Source organism: Legionella dresdenensis (genome assembly GCF_042649825.1).
In the GTDB taxonomy this organism is placed as follows: domain Bacteria; phylum Pseudomonadota; class Gammaproteobacteria; order Legionellales; family Legionellaceae; genus Legionella_C; species Legionella_C dresdenensis.
On the sequence record NZ_JBHSAB010000002.1, the window covers coordinates 58,918 to 78,238 of the forward strand.

The window sequence follows — 19,321 nt, forward strand, 5'->3', positions numbered from 1 at the left end:
ACTTCGTTTAACCCAACCTACAGCCCAGTCTTTCCAACGCCCGCTTAACCCCTGCGCCATACTCCTTATCGACCTGCTCAAACAATTTCAATTGCCTTTCGATAATAAATTTTGGTACACCAGCCATGCTGGCAGCAATGTTTGAATAGAGTCTTGCTTTTTGATCATCATTAAAAATATGAAATAATTTAGCAGGTTGGCTGAACTCATCATTACCCTGATGACGATCATAGCGATCAGCCTCGCCTTCTAATGGCAATGGCGGTTCGGCAAAAGCTGGATTTTCAACCGGGCCTGAAAAGCTGTTAGGTTCATAATAGGCATCGCTATAAGCAGTATTATTATCATAAAACCGCATGGCGCCGTCTTTGTGATAATGGTGAACCGGGCACTTGGGCGCGTTAACCGGCAGGGCTTCATAATGCGTGCCGATGCGGTAGCGGTGTGCGTCTGCATAGGCAAATATTCTTCCCTGAAGCATTTTATCCGGTGAAAAACCAATACCAGGAATAATATTGGAAGGAGAAAGCGCGAGTTGTTCGATTTCAGCGAAATAATTTTCCGGATTACGGTTAAGTTCCATAATGCCTGCTTCAATCAGCGGGAACTGTGCATGGGGCCAGACCTTAGTCAGATCAAATGGATTGTGCTGGAATGTTTTAGCCTGCTCATTGGTCATTACCTGAATGCAGAAACGCCATTTTGGATAATCGCCGGAAGCAATAGCCTGGAAGAGATCTTCCTGAGTAGATTCACGAGAGCGTCCAATTACCGTTGCAGCCTCTTCATTAGTCCAGTGTTTATGGCCTTGTAAGGTCTTGAAATGAAATTTTACCCAGACGCGCTCATTTTTAGCATTAATCATACTGAAAGTATGTGAGCCGAAGCCATCCATAAAGCGGACAGATTGCGGTAATCCGCGGTCAGAGAACAATATTGTCACCTGATGAAGGCTTTCAGGTGATAAGGACCAGAAATCCCACATGGCAGTCGGCGAGCGGAGATTAGTCTGAGGATGACGTTTTTGCGTATGGATAAAATCAGGAAATTTATAGGGATCGCGCACAAAAAACACCGGCGTATTATTGCCGACAAGATCCCAATTGCCTTCATTAGTATAAAATTTTACTGCAAAGCCGCGTACGTCACGTTCTGCATCAGCCGCACCTGACTCACCGGCTACAGTAGAAAAGCGGGCAATCAATTCAGTTTTCTTACCAACCTGCGTAAACAAATCCGCCTTGGTATAAGCCGTAATATCATGGGTTACAGTCAGAGTGCCATAAGCGCCCCATCCTTTAGCATGTACAACGCGCTCAGGTATGCGCTCGCGGTTTTGGTGAGCCAGTTTTTCGATTAACTGGTAGTCCTGTAGCAGAACAGGCCCTCTGGGGCCGGCAGTTAACGAATTTTGGTTATCGGCAATTGGATTGCCGGCAGTTGTGGTTAATTGCAATTTATCTGCCACAGCTAACTCCTTGTCATTTTATAACAATCTTCCGCCAGCTATGGTAACGGTAAATCAAAAATTAAACAATCAATTCGCCCTACAGCCTGAGCCTATAAAAATCAAATAACAAAATTGGTATATAATTTATTCATAATATACAAATAAAGGTCTTTTTATGGCGAAAAGGAAACCCCGGGCTCTGCAAAAGGGTCATTTGCACATGAAAGGTTCGCTTGGGCCTAAAACTTCTGGTCATGAAGTGGATTTCACTACCTATACCAATGACGGGGATTCCTATACGCCATGGATAACCAAACTAAACAAGCATGAAGGCGAACAAGGCGTTGACGCATCTATTCTGGAAGTCGCTTTCAGCGAAGTTGCCCTGCTTTTTATTAAACCGGGCTTGACGCCGCCGGCACGCATTGTTGTTGATGAGCAAAACGACAATTCAGTTACTGGCGTGGCCTCTGAAAACTTTAATGTCCAAATTAAAAAACAACTGGATCAAGGCCAGAAAGGCTATGCTTTTTCAAACGATTGGGAATATACCCCAATCAAAACCGAAATATCTCAGGCAGATATAGATGCTGAACGCGACAAAATGAATGCAGACGGATCGGTCAGTGATAAGGCGATAGAAGCCAGATTACAGTTAAAAGAAGCCGGAAAGGGCGTGCGGTTCCTGGATGGCCTGCCGGCAGGTTTTTTCGCGGATTTGTTACAAAAACACAATGAGCGGGAAATTCACATCGATATGGAGTCTCTTGCCTCTGTTCTGGCCAGCTCCTATTTTTTGGAAGAGGACGATTTACATAAAGGTAATATTGGGTTTTATGTGACTGAAGATGCAAAAGGGGTAAAGAATTTTACTTTCTTTAAAATCGATCACGATTTGATGTTAACCGACAGTATTATGTCGCAAAAAGACATGAGGCTGGCCAATATTTTTTATAATGACGATTCTTTCAAAATCTCGACTCGTGATTTGGATGGTTTTCCTGATCTGAAAGACTCAGGTAATCACTATTGGCCGACTGAAAAACGTATACTGGTCGCCGGCAGTAAAGCGTATACCAGCAAAGAAGAGCGAGAAGCATTTATCAACCTTAAACACGATCCTGAATTTATCAAGGCTAAATGGCAGAGTTTTTTAAAATGCAGCATCGTACCACTAGATTTGGTTGAAAAATCGCTAGTCTCCCATCTTGATCCTAATGATGATAAAGAAAAAATTAATATGGTACGGAACTCAATCTGGGAAAGGGTTGGGGAGTTAAAAGCGCGCATGTTGGAGTCAGAGCAATTCAAACAGTATCTTGCTACAGATGGGCCGGAGATGTTTAACGCAATTAAAGAAGAAGTCGTGACATATCTTGAGCAGTCCGGGATAGCAAAGGAGCAGCAAGATGAAATTCTTGCCCAGATGGTAGAGGGCTATACTAATATCTTTGAATGCGCCAATACCGAGGATATTACTCCTTTCAAAAAAGCAGTTTTGCTGGATTGTTACCGCTTTTCCAGTGACGGAAAATCCCATTATAAGCCGTCTGATGACGAGGTTTTCTGGATGAAGGAAAAACTGGAACGGGCAAATCAAAAACAGGATGAAAAAAATAGCTATAAATATGCCTGTGTTGTAACTGATATGGCGTCTACTTCAGATAAAAAAATCGATATCAGCCAGGCGCTGGCTATTAAACAAGCGTATTTAAAGCCGGAATCGATTAAAACCCTGAAAGATTTTGAAGCGGCAGCAGATAAAATAAGGGCTACAAATTTACCGCTGAAACAGCAAAAAAATGAAATTATAGCGTTATTAAAACAAGCAAAAGGCAATATGGCTGAACCAGAACTTAAAGCCTTAAAACAACAGCTTCAACAAAAGATGCCAGACTCGCCGTCGCTTAAATTTGTCAATCAACTGCGCAGCGAAATGTGGCTGGTGAGAAAAATTCGCGGAACTTACGGTAAAACGGCCACTGCATCGATGATGATAAAAGAGATTGATAGCCAACTCAGCAAAAACTACGCTGCTTCCGCCAAAAGTATCAAAAATCAGATCACCGAGGGTAGAATACAGGACGAGAAAACTAAGCAGCCCGCAAATACTGAAGAAGTAAAGGTTTCTCCGAAAAGATAGATTGGAATGTAAGTTCCTACCCGTTCGGCCTGAGGAAAATGCGGAGCATTTGTCTCGAAGGCCTGGCACCGTACCACAGGCTTCGAGACAGCGCTAAAGCGTTTCCTCAGCTCGAACGTTTAGTGAAAGTTAATTAAGCAACACGCCTTAAGCTGCCCGGCGTATTTTATTGGTAAGGTAAGCCTGTTTTTGAGCATCATCAAGCGATTTTAATTCTTTAATTTTTAAAGTAATTTCATGCCTGATGGTGTCGCGGTACTCTTCCAGATCGCTGTCGCTTAATTCGATAGCACTAAGTTTTGGCAAATTGAATGCATAATTAATATTTTTAACCAAATCGCGGTATTGCTCTGGAATCTGATAGTAACCTTGTGGGTTTAATACTTCTTTCAGGGTACTTTGGGCGGTTTCAAAATCTTTTGCTCTGGCAATTTTCAAATTTCCCAGGACAATACGTATTAGAGTGAGGCTATCTTGGCGGACGCTTGCTGGAATTGACATAGTGTTTTCTCCCGTGGTTTCGTATACAGCATAGATAAGAAAACCGGGATTTGCAAATAAATTGACCAAATTGCTTAAAATATTTCTAATTGTGCTGTGCTGACTGTACTTGATCAAAGCACGGATTAGCCGCCAGGGTCGGCATGATTGCCAAGGCATTTTTATAACATATTTTTGCCCGGATATCTTCACTGATATCAGCTTTATCTATCCAGTTAGCGGCATATACGCAATCCTCATAGGGATAATCAGCGGAAAACAGCACATGATTATCACCCAGGCTTTGCAGAGAGCACTTCAACGGCGCATCGTCGCACTGACCAGAGGTTGTGATATAGAGATTGCGTTTCAGGTAATCCGAGGGCTGCATTTTCAGCGGCCGTTTCCCGCAGATTAATTGGGAACGGCTATCAAGCCGCCACAGTTCAAATGGCAGCATTTCGCCCATATGGCCAAGAATAATCTTTAATTGCGGGAAGCGGTCAAAAACACCGGCGTAGATCAGACGCAAAAAATGAGAAGACGTTTCGCAATTCCACTCCCACGTTGCCTTTAATAATTCATCGCAACCCTCAAAGACATGGGGTTTGATATAAGCATCAGTCGGATGAAGGTACAACGGAACATTCAATGCCTGCATCCGCTCCCAAAACATATCATATTGCGGGGCATCCAGATAAACGCCATTGGTATGACCGTTTACCATTGCACCGGCAAAGCCGAGTTCAGTGACCGTGCGCTCCAATTCATCAGCGGCGGCTTCTGCAGATTGCATGGCCAAATGGGCAAATCCCCCGAAGCGGTCAGGGTTTCTTGCAATCTCGCCTGCCAGAATATCATTTGACTCCTGGGCCAGCCGAATAGCGGTTTTAGTATCGGCTTCTGCTTGCACGCCCGGCCCTGATAAACCAAGAACAGCAAAATCTATCCCTGATTCATCCATTATTGCCAGCCGTAATTGATGAAAATCGCTAAGCCGCGATACCAGCTCTTTTCGCTTTTGATCGGAAACTTTGGGCATATACCTGATACAGTAATCCAGTAAGCCGGGATTCACAAAATGCTCTTCAAGTGCGATTTTCATGGAATTATTTTTTTAGCGTTTTTATATGATTTAGCACAAGTTTCTCTGATTTGCCAGTAAGTAAGGCGTGTTGGGTAAACCCAACACTCAACTAAATAAATAGAGAGTAGCCTTGATGCAGCGAAGCGTAATCAAGGTTTCTATCACGTGTTTAGCGCCTATGCCTTGTAAGTTCAGAGCGGGTAATCCCTTTCCTTTAAAGGCTTTTTGCAAACACGCATGAAGTCATCCTGACGCTCCCAGATACCATCCCTGGCATCTGAGGGACCTTGATTACGCTACGCTGCATCAAGGCTACATCCTGGATAGTATCAATTTATGCTTTTACTTGCTCCAGCCAGGCCGCAATTTGCCCCCGTAATATCGCTAAACTGACAATGCCATTTTTCAAAACCTGATTATGAAACTGGCGGATATCGAAGCGCTCGCCTAATTGGTCTTTTGCTGTCTGGCGTAATTTTTGTATTTCATTTTTACCCAGCAAATACGCAGTGGCCTGGCCAGGCATCATAATATAGCGATCCACCTCGCCTTGAATAATATTGTCATCAAGTGCCGTATGCAGCTTTAAATACTCTACCGCCTGATCCCGGCTCCAGTGAAACGCATGAATACCTGTGTCAACCACTAAACGGGCTGCCCTTAACGATTCATTGGATAGCATCCCCAGACGGGAAATATCATCTTGATATAATTCCATTTCATCAGCCAGACGCTCGACATACAAAGCCCAACCTTCGCCAAATCCTGCATTAAACAAATAGCGATTGATCGTCGGGAGGGATTTGTTTTCATAAACCAGAGCAATCTGGAAATGGTGTCCTGGTATTAATTCATGGAATAAAGTCGCCTCCTGATCAATACGGCTTTTACTAGCCGGCTCATAAGTATTGATATAAAAAATACCTGGCTCAGTGCCTTCGTCATTGGGCGGATGATACTCACCAGATGCGCCTGTTCTGGCCCGATAGGCTGGATAGGCTCTAATTGTTCCTTCGGTTTTTGGCATGATATCAAACCAGTCGTGAATTTTGGCCTTGGCCCTTTCCAGGGCGGCAAAATTATAATCCAGAATATCCTGTTCAGTTGAAAAATAATTCTGTGATTCATTGTTTGCCCGTTTAAAGATCGTTGTTATCTCAGCAGTGCCATATTTTCTCAGGCCAATTTCTGCAATTTCCGCAGAGAGTTTTTGTATTGCCTGCAAGCCCAGCTCATGAATTTCACGGGCTGTAAAATCCAGGGTAGTCTGCTGCTTTAATTGAGCCTGATAGCATTTTGTACCGGCTGGTATGGCCGAAACGCCTATCTCTTCCCGGGCATGAACAAGATAGTCATTTTTAAGATAATCAGTATATTTTTTCAGAGAAGGGTTAATAACAGTGTTGATTAAATCTGTAACTTCCGCCTTAAATTGTTCATCGCCATCGCGGCGGGCAAAATCAAAATAGGGCGACTCTTCAACCGGACTGCCTAAGATTATTGTAATTTGCTTTAAGACGCGTTCAACCGCAGGTTTAGGCGCAGTATACCCACGCTTGACGCCTGATTTTAAATTATTAATTTGATTATCAACATAGTTACCGAAAGTCCGCCAGCGCGTTAACGCCATCTTCCGATATTCCGGCGTTCCAACCGGTTGTTTTTCAGCGACGCCGGCCATTTGATTATGCCAGCCAAATGCCGGATTAATATCCCATAATTCCACATGACAAATCCGGCTCGCTTTTTGCGCTTCCAGCGTTTCTTTTAACAGTAAGTAGGTAGTATATTGCGGCGTATCTTTTAATTCCTTTTCATCCAGCGCATTGAGCTGCATCAAAAAATTATCTTCCTGTTGCAACCAGCGGGCATGTCCTTCCAGGGATACATCCGTAAATCGATCTTGCGCCACATCCGATTTTCCCCAAAAAAGTCCCAATTCGGGGGAATAATCAAACAAGCTTTGTTCATAAGCATTGGCCAGCTCAGAAAATGACAACATATTTTTCTCTCTATCAGGGAGGTTAGTTGAACCAAACAACTTTAAGTTGAATAGCAGAATTACAGCACCGCATGAAACGGTTAGAAATTTTCTTTTCGAATACATAAGCAGTCTCCCGAATGACCGAATACTTAACTTAATGACAGTGAGGCTACGCTGCTTATTTTAATTTAGCAATAGGTTTACAATAAGGTACTATAGGCATGTTGCGTTTTAATACAGGCAGAATATGAATCTCTTGGACAAAGTAGTTAAATTGGAAAACGAAGCGGCAGCTTTTGGCTTTTGCTGGGAAAATGCAGAACAAATCATGGCGCAAATCCAAAGTGAGTTTTTTGAGATAAAAGAACACATCGACCAACCAATACCTCAAATTAATCAGGAAGAATTGCAAGCGGAAATAGGCGACTTGCTGCATGCCGTCTTTTCATTATGCGTTTTTTGCAAATTTAGCCCTTCAGAGACTTTATCCCAGACGCTTAATAAATTTGAACGCCGCTTGAATGCAGTCAAGGCCATTGCCCAGGAGCAAGGATACACCGATTTAAATGGCCATCCTTTTGAGAAGCTAATGGTGGTGTGGGATCAGGCTAAAACCAGAGTCGGATAGCGGCTCGGAAGTAAATAGCTTAAAAAAATGCAGGTTGGGTCGTTCTGACTCAACATTTCCTTATTTTTAGTGTATAATATATGTCCATTTTAAAGCCCATGACAAAAATTTATTATGCCCAAAAGCTTTCAAAACTTTCAAAACTACCAGATTACGTTTGTTAATAATCCTGAGACAGGTCCTGAATTCATAGTTAAAGAGTTATTTGGTCAGGAAATTTCTACACCCTATTTTATTCTTGACTCGTTTGCAAAGGATAGCCTCGATGAAATTTCAAATCTGGATAGCAATGAGCAGGTTATTTATCTTAACACTTATATTGAAGAACAATTTGCTCAAATAACCCGCTATGGTGTTCAGGTAGAAAAAGTATCGGGAATTACTATTGTCAGATTTGGTCAATACGGTCTTGCTGGCGGCTCGCCAAGGGCAATTAGCTTCGTTTTATCTGCAATCGGGTTGGGAGCGGGTATATATCTTAGCTCTATAGGATTTGTTCCTGTCGGAGGTGGACTTATAAGCGGTGCGTTAGCTGGTTTTATGAAGGCGTGGGAGCAAAAGAAGGAATCCTTTGATGCAACATTGTGTGCAAAAAAAGCGTTAGTAGGGTTTATTGGCAATTTTTTATCTGGCGGTATCTTCTCTTATGTTGATGATGGCCTGATAGGCGCAATGCTCGCTGGCGCAATCAGCCGTGCCAGTACACTGGTGTTAGACGCTGCAATCACGAAAGAAAAAATGCCTACAATACAGAAGGTTGTAGAAAAAGCGTTATATGGTGCGATATTCGGCGGAATGAGTAGTGTTGCCGCTAATAAGGCGGCTGAATATTCAGAAGCGGTAATTGCGCCATTGATTGAAGAGGGTAAAGGATTAATCGCTAAAGTGCTCAGTCAGGGCGTTACAGGCGCTATCGCCAGTGCGGCCAGCTCTTTGGTAAACACCGTATGTGATAACGCTATCGAAAAACGCCCGCTTACTGATAACCTTGTTTTCAATCTTTTAACCGCTGCAGGGATCGGCGGTTCGATTGCTTCTTTAAAAGCTATATATGCCATTCTTGAAATACTGACCAAATTAGCCCTGCTTGAGATTAAACGCCTTCAAGCGAGTCTGGCGATTAAAGAAGAATTTAATTCAAAAATGGCAACGACAATTGTCATAGATGCACAGAATAAGGCCGGGGAGGGCAATCGCACAGCAATGGCAGATGCACTTACTCACCAAATGGCACGCATGAGATGGGGAGAGGAAGGCGCAACAAGTCCTGAAACTCAAGCGGCTCGTGATCTTATGCATATGACTTTTATGATCGATCAGGGAAGTAAAAATGTAGATGCGCACTATGGCCGCCTTTGCCGCTCGGTTTCAAGATTTATGGAAGAAATCAGGGGAGCGTGGGTTTCCGCAGAGCTTTTGGACAGATTTGAAAATAATGAAAGTCAAACCCCGCGAGTCAAGACGTTATTAAATAGTACGACCAGAGAATCCATTTGGACTCAGGTTTTCATAGAAATAGTGGATAGAAATTTTGCAAAAAACGGATACAAACCACTTACTCCAGCACAACAACAGGCGTTAACGACAGAATTGCATCGTATTGCGCATAATGTGCGCACTAAAAAACAGCCCGAGGAGTTTGTAAAAACGGCCAGGGTAATAACCAAGGAAAATTACGAGCCGAAGGAAGAGGATAACGCCATTCAGTCTTTTTATGACGCGGCAGCAGAAGCACAAGCACTCGCCGAGGGGCGATTTAAGAATGCATCTCCGAATGAAATCTATGAATTTCCAAGAAATTCTTCTGCATTAACCAAAATGATTAAATCGGTCTGGAATAGCTTAAAAAACATGGGCGCCGGCGTTGGCGCTAATACCAATGGCGAAAGCGCTACGGTTACTGCAGGACCTGCCAAACAACCGGATTTATTTAACGTTTATACCTACAAACCTAACTCACAAAAACCCGCCCCTCGACAGGCTGGAAACAAGGAAAGGCCAGTTCAAACTATACCAATGGAAGTGGAACCGGAAGTTAAAAATCTCTCTGCGCCTGTTGCTGGTGTGGATTATAGTAATATCGCCAGCATATTGACGTCTGCTCAAGGCGAAAAGCCGCAAGCGAGCTCAACACCAGAAGCTGGTTCTATAAGCACCGGAAAAAGAAGAATTTCTACCAAAAAAAGCGTGGTTATCAAGGGCCGCGATGGAAGAAACAGGCACCATGATTCTGAAACTGGGAAGTTTGTTCCAGCTCCCGGCAAGCGTATGCGGACGAGCCAGACTTCGAATACTTTTTCCGGATCTGTTTCAGTACAGGAAAGCGGTCATTCTGTAAGCACCGAGGCTGTGAAGGAATTGATTGCGCCGCGCCCTGTTAGTGGAAAATCTGATATAACAGTGGGCCTTACGCACAAGTCAGAGGCCTCCGCCTCTTTAAAGCAAGAAGGGCTAAAATTTCCTAAATTAACTGCTGGAGCAAGTTCTGAAGTACAAATTTTAAATGGCGAAAATATGAAGGTCAGCGCTTCAACTGCAACTCTGGGGATTGAAGTAAGCCCGAATAACATTTCGGTAGGCGCGCGATTCTCCCTTTTTAGCGCGAGTAAACAATTTGAGCTGGCGCCCAAGTGTGATGAATCCGGGTGTACGCAAACGACTGTTACTGTCACTGGCAATCTTGGCAGCATTGGTTTTAAAGGCGGTATAGGTAAGCAGAATTTAAAAAATGGCGCTACGAAAACACAAATTGAGGCCGGAGCTGGGGGAGGACTATTGGGTGTAACCGCTCATGTCGAAATCACCCATACGGAAGCACAGCCGAAAATTGAACCTCCTGTTATGCCAGTAAAAATGTAGGCTGGGTCGTGACCCAGCATTCTGCCTCTCTAAGTACCTGGCAATTGTTTGTTTTTTAATCAAATTATGATATATTATTTTCATTTGCACAAATTGAGGTAGATATGGTTACAGTTGTACTATCGAGTATTTTGGATCATAAGTTTTTATTACAATTTTCTACAAAAGAGCAAAGGGATCAATTCCAAAAGGAATTGCAACAAAGGCTTCTTGAGAAATTTAAGCAAAGAGAAGTTGTGCATTGTGATAGAGCAGTCTCCGTTTCATGCCTGGATAATCAAGAAAATGAAGTGACAATTTCTGTTAATAACACGGGAATTTTATCACCCATGCGTGTTTTGTGTTTTGTTTTAACTGGTAACGATTGTGCACTCGAAAGGAAAACAACTGGATACAATCAATGGAATGAAGAAAAAGAAATTTTAGTTCAGTTAATTTCAGAGAGCGGAGGCTTATATAAATTTCATTTAACCTTATCATATCCTCCTTATCCTGATGAGGCATTCGTTTGTTTAAATGAAAAATTTGAAAAACAATTAGAAAGGCTATTAGCTGAAAAACCGAATATAGAAGTTGAATTAATAAATTCAAAAATTATTACTCCAAATTTCTTAAGAACTATTTCTAAATTAAAGCAGTTAACAAACACTGTCGCTGAGTTAAATAATGAGCATGAGAAACTTTATCACGAAAATTTAAGTTTGGAGCAGAGAGTTGATGTTCTTTCTGATAAATTAGCTGATACAAGAAGGGAACTGCAAATTTATAAGAAAGCTCAGCCAAATCTTATTAACCTAAGAGCAGCCAGCATAATTCAAAATTTCTTCCAAAAAAATAGCGAGAAAATACAAGCAAGAAAACAAAATAGAATTCTGGAAACAAAAGTAATTTTAGCCCAGTTATTAAGTTTGGATTTGCGGCAAAATAATGGTCAGTGCTTTCATGAGATCACTGCAATTTTGACAAATGCTCAGCAAATAGAATTATTACATTTGCCAAAACTGAAAAATGCACTAAAAGAACTTCAAGAGGGTGCATTAAAATTCGCTAATTTAATGGAGTCTCTTAACCAGGGTAGATATAATTTTTCTTACCAGGATCAAAGTCCCATGCAATTAGGTTAGATAAATGGAGAAATTTTATATCTAACTGATTTCAATTAAAATCGATGAGCCGTTGATGAAGCCTGATCTATTCAGTAACTGATAAGCTTCTTCCGATGTTTGCGGCTTTGTTGAATAAATAGAGGTAGCCTTGATGAAGCGAAGCGTAATCAAGGTATCTATCTCGTTTAAGCATTCATGCCTTGCAAGTTCAGAGCAGGTAAGCCCTTTCCTTTAAAGCCTTTTTGCAAACACGCATGAAGTCATCCTGACGCTCCCAGATGCCATCCCTGGCATCTGAGGGTTTGCAAAAAGGCTTTAAAGGAAAGGGCTTACTGGAGAAATTGGTAATTGTTCTTACTCCGATTATAACGCATGGGTAAAATTTAACCCTTCTTCCCACAGGCTTTGAAAAATAGTGCTTTATTCAACAAAGCCGGTGTTTGCCGAGTGAAAGGCTTTTTGAATTGAGCATAGATTTTTCAATTTCACTTCGATCTGCCCCCTCTCCCGCGATAGGAGCTTTGCTAGTATGGTGATGCCTTTCGTGGGAGAGGGTTGGGGAGAGGGAATGCCACCGATGGTCATTGATGATGAAGCGTGTCATTTTTTGTTCCGTTTTTTTCACTGACAAACATTCCATTAATAGTTAAGAGAACTTACCGGAGAATTACTAACTTCTATCCTGCTTAATTAAACAGCTATTTTTAAGTTTTAATAATAAAAACAATTCTTCACCAAAATTTTCATGAAAACCCTTAACTACACTTTCACGAGTTAGAATATTTTCCGACCATTTTCTTAATTTAGGATAGTTTTCCAACAGATGTACATCATACTGCTGTGAAAGCATATCAAATCTTTTAAATAATGGAGCGTATGCGATATCAACCATACTAAAATCCTTTCCATTGAAGAATGGTTGAAGACTAATTTCATTTTCTAAAATAGCAAGTTTCTTATCAACAATGGTGCGTTGCTGTTCAAAAGAGATATCATCTGTTGCAAGAGTCATTTTATATGCATCGAAAATCAAAGTGCTACCCCATTCAATCCAGGATTTATTATAGGCACGTTTAACAGGATCAGAAGGATATAATTTTGAAGTTGAAATTTCATCCAAAAATTCATTAATAACTGATGATTCAAAGATAAGCGTATCATTAACTTTCAACAGAGGAACTTTACCAAGAGGAGATAATTTCAAAAACCAATCAGGTTTATTGCGTATATCCACATAAATTCGTTCACAAGGAATATTGTTTTCATTTATCACTATATTAGTACGCTCTACAAATGGGCATATACGAAAACTATATAATGTTAGATGCATTTAATACCTTATCGTCAACTGAAACATTTCACGATGGTAAATTTCTCAACATTATAAACGTTACAAGGCTATTTCCAATCTATTTTCCAGTTTTGCTGATAAGCTACGCATTTAATTTGAGATTTTTGGAGCACGAATGGAAACGATTGAATCGATTAAATCAGCACACCTTAAAAAAAGCCTGGCATTAATCAAGGCCGAGAAAGCCAACGTAATTTTTGATATTGTGTTTGGTGTGCCCGCTGCTCAAGTCCTGCTGGTTGCTCATGAACTCAATTTTGGACACTAGAGCAATGTCAATTTTTAATTCGAAAAAGCTATGAATCCTTAAACCCGCAAGGGCGCATACTGATTCATGAAATGTTATTTAATAATACAAAAACCGGCCCTTTGGGAGTGGCTGCTTATAATATTATGATGTTACTTTGGACTCAGGGCGGGCAACAATTTTCCAGAAAAGAATTGACAACTTTATTACAAGACATTGGATTCACCGATGTTCAGGTTTTACCAACTGGTTTTGGTGAATGGAGTTTAATAACGGGTACCAAACCAAGCGCCTGATAGTACGGACATAATCATTTTTCCAAAGAGGTTCCACAGGAGAACAACATCAGATGTTTATTCAGAGCAAAATGGGCTGTTAATGACGCCCATCGATATAATCTTGCCAAAGATCATAAAATACCATTTCTTTTGAAGCTGACTGTTGCAGAGCTTGATTTTAAACGACCCGCTGTAGAAAGGTCCGTGATGTCATCACTGAGATTGGCGCTCCTGATTACAGGATTAATGTTCTGACGCCCTGGTATTTCAATTCTCTTAGCCAGTTACTTGAACCCGAGATCATCACGGATATATACAAGATAGTAAAATTTATAATTTTTGTCAAATATGTTCAATTGATTCCTCTAAAAAACATCACCAGTAAACAACCATCAAAAAATGTATTTTTTGCATTAAATTATTTTAAACCATATAATCACATTTCGTCCATAACTTGAGCACATTGGTAATGCCTGGCGAAAGCGAAATTGATAATTCCTCTTCAGTTCTTTTCCAAATACCACCAGAGACATATGTAGACCATATGCCTTTAGATTTAGAGACTATTCAAAAGTTAACTCTAACTAGTAAGGGGTTTTCCTTTTTTAGAAGAAATCAAGCACATTCTCTAGGAGAAGTATATGCTTTAATGAATTGTTTTGTTACAGGAGATTATGATAGAGCCGAACTCATTGTAAAAGAAATACCTGATGTAATATTTAAGTCAGTGAATTATCTTTTTAGTATCTCTATTAATTTAGCAAACAATGTTAAAGAGGATGATAAAAGCAGCAACGATAAAATACGGCCTTATCCTTGTCACTATACTAGTTGTCAATATACTAGCCCATTAAAATATGCAGTAGAAACCAATAATGCTCGTATGCAGGCTATTTTTCTTAAATATTTTCAAAACAGTCCAGAAAGAAAAGAAATTTTTGAAAATTGTAAGAAAAATTATCAAACATTAGATATCTATCTGTTACTCGAACGAGTAGCTAACGCGGATTACGCGGAAGCAGAAAAATTAGCAAAATTGAACCCTGATTTAATGTTTCAACATGTTCCCTACGACAGAAATAGCCACCAAACTATTGCTTCCTTACCCGAAGAGGTTAATGTCGAACCAGTATATAGTCCTACTTCTCCAGAATACATTAGTCCCTTAAAACTAGCTTTTAAAAACTATGATAGTTACATGTGGGCGATGTTTTTAGAATTGGTTAAAGATCACCCCGATCAATTAGAATTATTTAAACAACAAAAAGAAGAACAGAAAGAACATTACAACATTGAGCCCCTATTAAAAGCCTATGATAACTACTTATCTACTTATAATAAATACAAGGCAAAGTATCACGCTGGTACAGAAATAGAAAAAACAGAAATAAGTAATATGTTTATCTTCTTATTTAATAAAGTAGGCGAAGAGCAAAAGAAAATGCCTCGTCATATGTTATTAGAAATATTTCGTCCTAGTCTTCCAACTCGTAGTTTACCGCCAGCAGATTCCCCCATTATTTTTTCACCAGTATTTGTCTGGGATAAAGAACATGACTTTAGTATAAATAAAGATAATCGTCCGCCGCTTCAATATATAGGTTATCTGGAGGATGAAGAATGTTATGCCGATGTGGAGAGTTATCTTTATTCTCTTGGAAAAGAAACGACTATTGTTCGAGGTGATCACGTACTAGGCGCCAGAATATGTGTCTGGGCGGGCAGCCTGGTAAAAATGGATCGTGATAATTTCTCAAGATTGTACAATACTAGAGTTCAAGAGCTTATAGATCAATTATCATGTGCTCTGGAAAAAAATATGAGCTCGCTTTCCTTGTAACTCGAATGAAAATTAAACCAGAATTATGGATGGGTTCTGGTTTACGCCGCCCTAAACTGTGCGTCCCTCTCTATTGAGACAAAAAACATCAACCAAAGCATTTTTAAAACTCGTTTTTTTCATCAAGGTCATGCCAACCTTTTTTGCAACACGCTTCGAAGCATCGTTTTGATGGTGAATAATCGAAATCAGCGTAGGAATCGCAAGTGTGTTAAAAGCGTAATCCCTGACATAACATTTAGTGAGTCTGCCGGGATTATTTTAATCTGAGATAAATAGTATTAACAAAATTATTTATGTGCTAAATACTATATATCACAGGTTATGCCAGGATGACTAAATGACAAATGAAAATACAATGATGTATGCACAGGTTGTGCGTGCTTTTGGGCCAGCTGCTCAAGCATTTGGGCTGGAGCAGGTGCCTATCCCTAAAGTGAACGAGAAGCAGATGCTCATTCGTGTGCTGGCTTCCAGTGTCAACCCTGTTGATTGCAAGTTACGCAGTGGGATTTACCCTGCTGCAATGCCAGAGATGCCGGCCATTTTACATAGCGATGTGGTTGGCGAGGTAGTACAATGTGGTTCGGCAGTACAGCAGTTTGCTTTAGGTGATATAGTTTATGGTTGTGCCGGCGGTTTTAAAGGCACGCAAGGTGCTATTGCCGAATATATGCTGGTTGATCCGGCATTGATGGCTTTAAAACCTGAAAATCTGACCGTCATTGAAAGCGCTTCTTTGCCTTTGGTTGGCATTACAGCCTGGTTAGCTTTATTCGATAAGGCAAATATTCAGCCGGGGCAGAAGGTACTTATTCATGCCGCATCAGGCGGTGTAGGCTCTATTGCCTTACAATTGGCATTATGGAAAGGAGCACAAACCTACGTGACTGCTTCTGATGAAAAGAAGGCGGCCTTTGCACAGGAAAGAGGGGCTATTATCATTAATTATAAAACCACTTCCGTAGCAGAGTATGTTCAACAACATACCGATGGGAAAGGGTTTGATGTTGTTTTTGATACCGTAGGCGGGAAAAATCTGGATGCCTCCTTAGAAGCACTTAAAGAATCTGGTGTTATTTGTGCCATTGTAGCTTGTGCAGAGGCTGATTTACGGCCATTGCATCGTAAGAGCGGAACCCTGCATTATATATTTATGCCCAATACAATTATGAATTTAGATGCTGCCGAAGCTCGCAAGCATTATGGCGATATTCTTTCTAATATTGCAGAATTGGCTGAACAAGGAGTGATCAAACCTTTAGTAGGGGCAACTGTTCGTTTCAGTGAGGTTGCCAAAGCGCATGAGTTACAGGAACAGCAACAAGTGATCGGTAAAATTGTTTTAGAACAAGATCTGCAAACTGCTGTTCTTGATTAACTCTGCATAGTTTTCTGTAGCACGCTGTTTGATTTGCGGAGCACTTTATTAAAAGCCCAAGTTGCTAATCTTACTTAGAAAATAAGCAACAAAGGGCACTTGTAAGTCCTAATTGGGGAAATTCAAAAACCAGTCATCTTAAGCATACTTATTTAACTGAAAATTCATGGCGAACAGCATGTTCTTTAATCAAATTTTCAAATTCTGTAGTTGCTTTTCCTAATACACCATTTTTCAAAATTTTTAATTCTTCATCAGTAAAGCTAATTTTGGGATTCTCAATAGCAGATAGTAGTTTTTCAGCCGCCATTTTCTTCTGAGCAACAGAATACCCTTTGAATGGTCCAAATTTGCGTAAATAAGCAATATGGCCACGCTCCTCTCCCGTGCGATAAAGAATATATAACTTAACATTTCTTTCTAAATCAGCAATATCATGCGGAGATTCAAATTTAGGCTCTGGAACAAAGCTAAAAGGTTTATGCTGCAGTTCACCAGAAACCTTACCATAACTCCACGAGCGACTAACTATTTTTTTGTCTTCAATACAAACAGGCTGAATTTCAACAATACTCAAATCTTCTGGTTCTTGAAACCAAAAATAACGATCAACATTATAAAAATGAGACCAAGTACGAGATTTCCGCATATCAACACATTTGTAAACTAGATACACTTGAGAAGAGGAACAATTTTTTTCAGCTTCTTCTGCTGCTGTAGTGATTGCGGTTTGCCATCCTTCAAAAGCCGTGGGGAAATGACACATTCTTTCATCTTTAATAAATAAAGGAATTTGCTTTCTATCAGTTAAGGCTTTAGCATTGACAGGATTTTTACTAAGAATATAAATATAATTTAACGGCATTGCATTAACCCAATTTTGATCAAAATATAATCGCATTATATGTTATTTTATCACAAATAGTAAATACAATTTTATTATCAAACATGGTCTCAAAACGTAAAGGCATAAAATCAGATTTGAACCTTCGACCACTAGCACACCATTCTTAAAAAGACCGTTTTCAAACAGTATCACGCCGCTTCAATATATAGGTTATCTGGAGGATAAAGAATGTTATGCCGATGTGGAGAGTTATCTTTATTCTCTTGGAAAAGAGACGACTATTGTTCGAGGTGAGGCTTTAACTCAAACCGCATGTAATGCAATTTATCATTGATAATTTGGCTTGGCAGCACTTTTTCATAAAACGCTTGTGCGACCTTATTTTCCGCAAGAATAAAGAATTCGATTCGGCCACAATTCTCATGTTTTGCAATCTCTTTTAACTTATTAATAAGTAAGGTGGCTCCCTTCTTATGGCGATAAGCTTTCTTAACAAACAAATCATTAAGATAAAGATTTGCAAGCGTATTTGCGGTGAAGTTACGGTGATCAATGGCATAATTTGCAAAGCCAGCTGGCTTGCCATCCATTAAAAGAATTAAAAAAGTTCCTAGTGGTTTTTTACCAAAAACAGCTTGCTTAAAAGCTTCTTTTGAATAGTTGAACCGGTGCAATACTCCCTGTTCTTCCAAGTCTTCCTGGATGGAATCATATATAAAATCAAAATCTTTTATAGTAGCAAAACGAACTTCTTTTTGCATAGAATTTCTCCTTTGGAACATTTATGCTTGATAGAAAATCGGTATATGAAGGCATCGTAATTTTAGCTGCATCAAAATTATCCTTTTCAAGGTCATCTTTTGTTTGGGTGCTTGTCAGCTTGCGTTGTTATATTGATGAACTCTTGTTTAGCCTGTTCTTTTTTTTCTTTTATTTCGAAAGCATTAAAAATAAATTGTTGTAGAAAAACAAATTCTTGTGTTGAAAAATTATCATCAACTTTGCTTTTATCATTCTGTAACATTAAGTGTTCAATATTGGCTGCAATTTGTTTAAACGGTGCTTCAAAACGCTTGCCCATAATAACAGAAAAGACAACCACAATAATAGAATAAAACAGTATGAAAATCGGTAAGCCTAAGAGCAATTGTTTATCAATGGCAGAAAATAAATAGGCCATTAAAAAAAACAGCAAAAAGCTAGACAGTGAAGTGCCAACAGACCATAAAGCCATTCTATTTTTAATAGAGTTTGTCCTGCTAAACCAATCACGAACGACATAGTGTTTATTTCGATAGAGGAGTCTGCTGCCAAATAATATAAAAATTAATCCTAAAAACCACAGTAGCTCGCCATAACTCAATAAAGAGGTTGTTTGTGATAGAAACGAGTAGTTAATAAAGAATTTAATTGGCTCCCTTGGATGGGCTCGAACCGCTTTGTAATCTATAGATATATAAAAGATAAAAACTAGTAGTTATAAAATTAACCCAAGATCTTACCCAAATTTGAGTATGATAACTGAATGCTGATTTAGTAGACGGTTTTGAACCCCCCCTTTGGTCTAGAACTGCTTGTAACAGTACATTGGGTTATTAATCATAATCTAATAAACTCTCAAGATGATGTTATAAAATATA

General features: G+C 39.9%; 16 protein-coding genes and 1 pseudogene. 8 read left to right on the forward strand and 9 right to left on the reverse strand.

The window, feature by feature from the left end:
- Nucleotides 1-7: 7 nt before the first annotated feature.
- Nucleotides 8-1,468, reverse strand: a complete 1,461-nt coding sequence (locus tag ACFORL_RS03010; protein ID WP_382340976.1) for a catalase — start codon at nucleotides 1,466-1,468, stop codon at nucleotides 8-10.
- A 202-nt stretch (nucleotides 1,469-1,670) separates the two neighbouring features.
- Here ACFORL_RS03010 and ACFORL_RS03015 point away from each other — a divergent pair, with 202 nt between their 5' ends.
- Nucleotides 1,671-3,593: a hypothetical protein gene (locus ACFORL_RS03015; protein ID WP_382340979.1), complete on the forward strand. Its 1,923-nt coding sequence runs from the start codon at nucleotides 1,671-1,673 to the stop codon at nucleotides 3,591-3,593.
- 147 nt (nucleotides 3,594-3,740) lie between these two features.
- On the opposite strand, the gene ACFORL_RS03020 is transcribed toward ACFORL_RS03015, so the two are convergent.
- From ACFORL_RS03020 to ACFORL_RS03030, 3 genes are all read right to left on the reverse strand, one after another.
- Nucleotides 3,741-4,094 (reverse strand): hypothetical protein, encoded by a 354-nt coding sequence (locus tag ACFORL_RS03020; protein ID WP_382340981.1) that lies wholly within the window; start codon nucleotides 4,092-4,094, stop codon nucleotides 3,741-3,743.
- Nucleotides 4,095-4,179: 85 nt separating this feature from the next.
- Entirely contained in the window at nucleotides 4,180-5,178 is a 999-nt protein-coding gene (locus ACFORL_RS03025; RefSeq protein WP_382340982.1) for an amidohydrolase family protein, read from the reverse strand.
- Between the two features lie 316 nt (nucleotides 5,179-5,494).
- Nucleotides 5,495-7,267, reverse strand: a complete 1,773-nt coding sequence (locus tag ACFORL_RS03030) for a DUF885 domain-containing protein (RefSeq protein WP_382340984.1) — start codon at nucleotides 7,265-7,267, stop codon at nucleotides 5,495-5,497.
- A gap of 124 nt (nucleotides 7,268-7,391) precedes the next feature.
- On the opposite strand from ACFORL_RS03030, the gene ACFORL_RS03035 reads away from it, so the two are divergent.
- The 3 genes from ACFORL_RS03035 (at nucleotide 7,392) to ACFORL_RS03045 (ending at nucleotide 11,755) form a co-directional block, all read left to right on the forward strand.
- Nucleotides 7,392-7,772, forward strand: a complete 381-nt coding sequence (locus tag ACFORL_RS03035; RefSeq protein WP_382340986.1) for a MazG nucleotide pyrophosphohydrolase domain-containing protein — start codon at nucleotides 7,392-7,394, stop codon at nucleotides 7,770-7,772.
- A 114-nt stretch (nucleotides 7,773-7,886) separates the two neighbouring features.
- Entirely contained in the window at nucleotides 7,887-10,631 is a 2,745-nt protein-coding gene (locus ACFORL_RS03040) for a hypothetical protein (protein WP_382340987.1), read from the forward strand.
- A gap of 104 nt (nucleotides 10,632-10,735) precedes the next feature.
- Nucleotides 10,736-11,755 carry a hypothetical protein gene (locus ACFORL_RS03045; RefSeq protein ID WP_382340989.1) on the forward strand — a complete coding sequence of 340 codons (1,020 nt, stop codon included), beginning with the start codon at nucleotides 10,736-10,738 and terminating at the stop codon, nucleotides 11,753-11,755.
- 652 nt (nucleotides 11,756-12,407) lie between these two features.
- On the opposite strand, the gene ACFORL_RS03050 is transcribed toward ACFORL_RS03045, so the two are convergent.
- Entirely contained in the window at nucleotides 12,408-13,067 is a 660-nt protein-coding gene (locus ACFORL_RS03050) for a glutathione S-transferase family protein (RefSeq protein WP_382340992.1), read from the reverse strand.
- 136 nt (nucleotides 13,068-13,203) lie between these two features.
- Here ACFORL_RS03050 and ACFORL_RS03055 point away from each other — a divergent pair, with 136 nt between their 5' ends.
- From ACFORL_RS03055 to ACFORL_RS03065, 3 genes are all read left to right on the forward strand, one after another.
- Complete coding sequence (locus ACFORL_RS03055; RefSeq protein WP_382340994.1) at nucleotides 13,204-13,356, forward strand: hypothetical protein; 153 nt, start codon at nucleotides 13,204-13,206, stop codon at nucleotides 13,354-13,356.
- A 17-nt stretch (nucleotides 13,357-13,373) separates the two neighbouring features.
- On the forward strand, nucleotides 13,374-13,631 hold the full coding sequence (locus ACFORL_RS03060) for a methyltransferase (protein ID WP_382341118.1): 258 nt from the start codon (nucleotides 13,374-13,376) through the stop codon (nucleotides 13,629-13,631).
- Between the two features lie 451 nt (nucleotides 13,632-14,082).
- On the forward strand, nucleotides 14,083-15,453 hold the full coding sequence (locus ACFORL_RS03065; RefSeq protein WP_382340996.1) for a hypothetical protein: 1,371 nt from the start codon (nucleotides 14,083-14,085) through the stop codon (nucleotides 15,451-15,453).
- Between the two features lie 51 nt (nucleotides 15,454-15,504).
- On the opposite strand, the pseudogene ACFORL_RS03070 reads toward ACFORL_RS03065, so the two are convergent.
- Nucleotides 15,505-15,672: pseudogene (locus ACFORL_RS03070) on the reverse strand (GNAT family N-acetyltransferase); the annotation flags it as partial.
- A gap of 121 nt (nucleotides 15,673-15,793) precedes the next feature.
- On the opposite strand from ACFORL_RS03070, the gene ACFORL_RS03075 reads away from it, so the two are divergent.
- Nucleotides 15,794-16,834 carry a zinc-dependent alcohol dehydrogenase family protein gene (locus tag ACFORL_RS03075; RefSeq protein WP_382340997.1) on the forward strand — a complete coding sequence of 347 codons (1,041 nt, stop codon included), beginning with the start codon at nucleotides 15,794-15,796 and terminating at the stop codon, nucleotides 16,832-16,834.
- A 148-nt stretch (nucleotides 16,835-16,982) separates the two neighbouring features.
- On the opposite strand, the gene ACFORL_RS03080 is transcribed toward ACFORL_RS03075, so the two are convergent.
- From ACFORL_RS03080 to ACFORL_RS03090, 3 genes are all read right to left on the reverse strand, one after another.
- A complete protein-coding gene (locus ACFORL_RS03080) occupies nucleotides 16,983-17,699 on the reverse strand; it encodes a hypothetical protein (RefSeq protein WP_382340999.1) in 717 nt (238 codons plus the stop codon).
- Between the two features lie 260 nt (nucleotides 17,700-17,959).
- Entirely contained in the window at nucleotides 17,960-18,442 is a 483-nt protein-coding gene (locus tag ACFORL_RS03085) for a GNAT family N-acetyltransferase (RefSeq protein WP_382341001.1), read from the reverse strand.
- A 92-nt stretch (nucleotides 18,443-18,534) separates the two neighbouring features.
- Complete coding sequence (locus ACFORL_RS03090) at nucleotides 18,535-18,915, reverse strand: hypothetical protein (RefSeq protein WP_382341003.1); 381 nt, start codon at nucleotides 18,913-18,915, stop codon at nucleotides 18,535-18,537.
- Nucleotides 18,916-19,321: the final 406 nt, after the last annotated feature.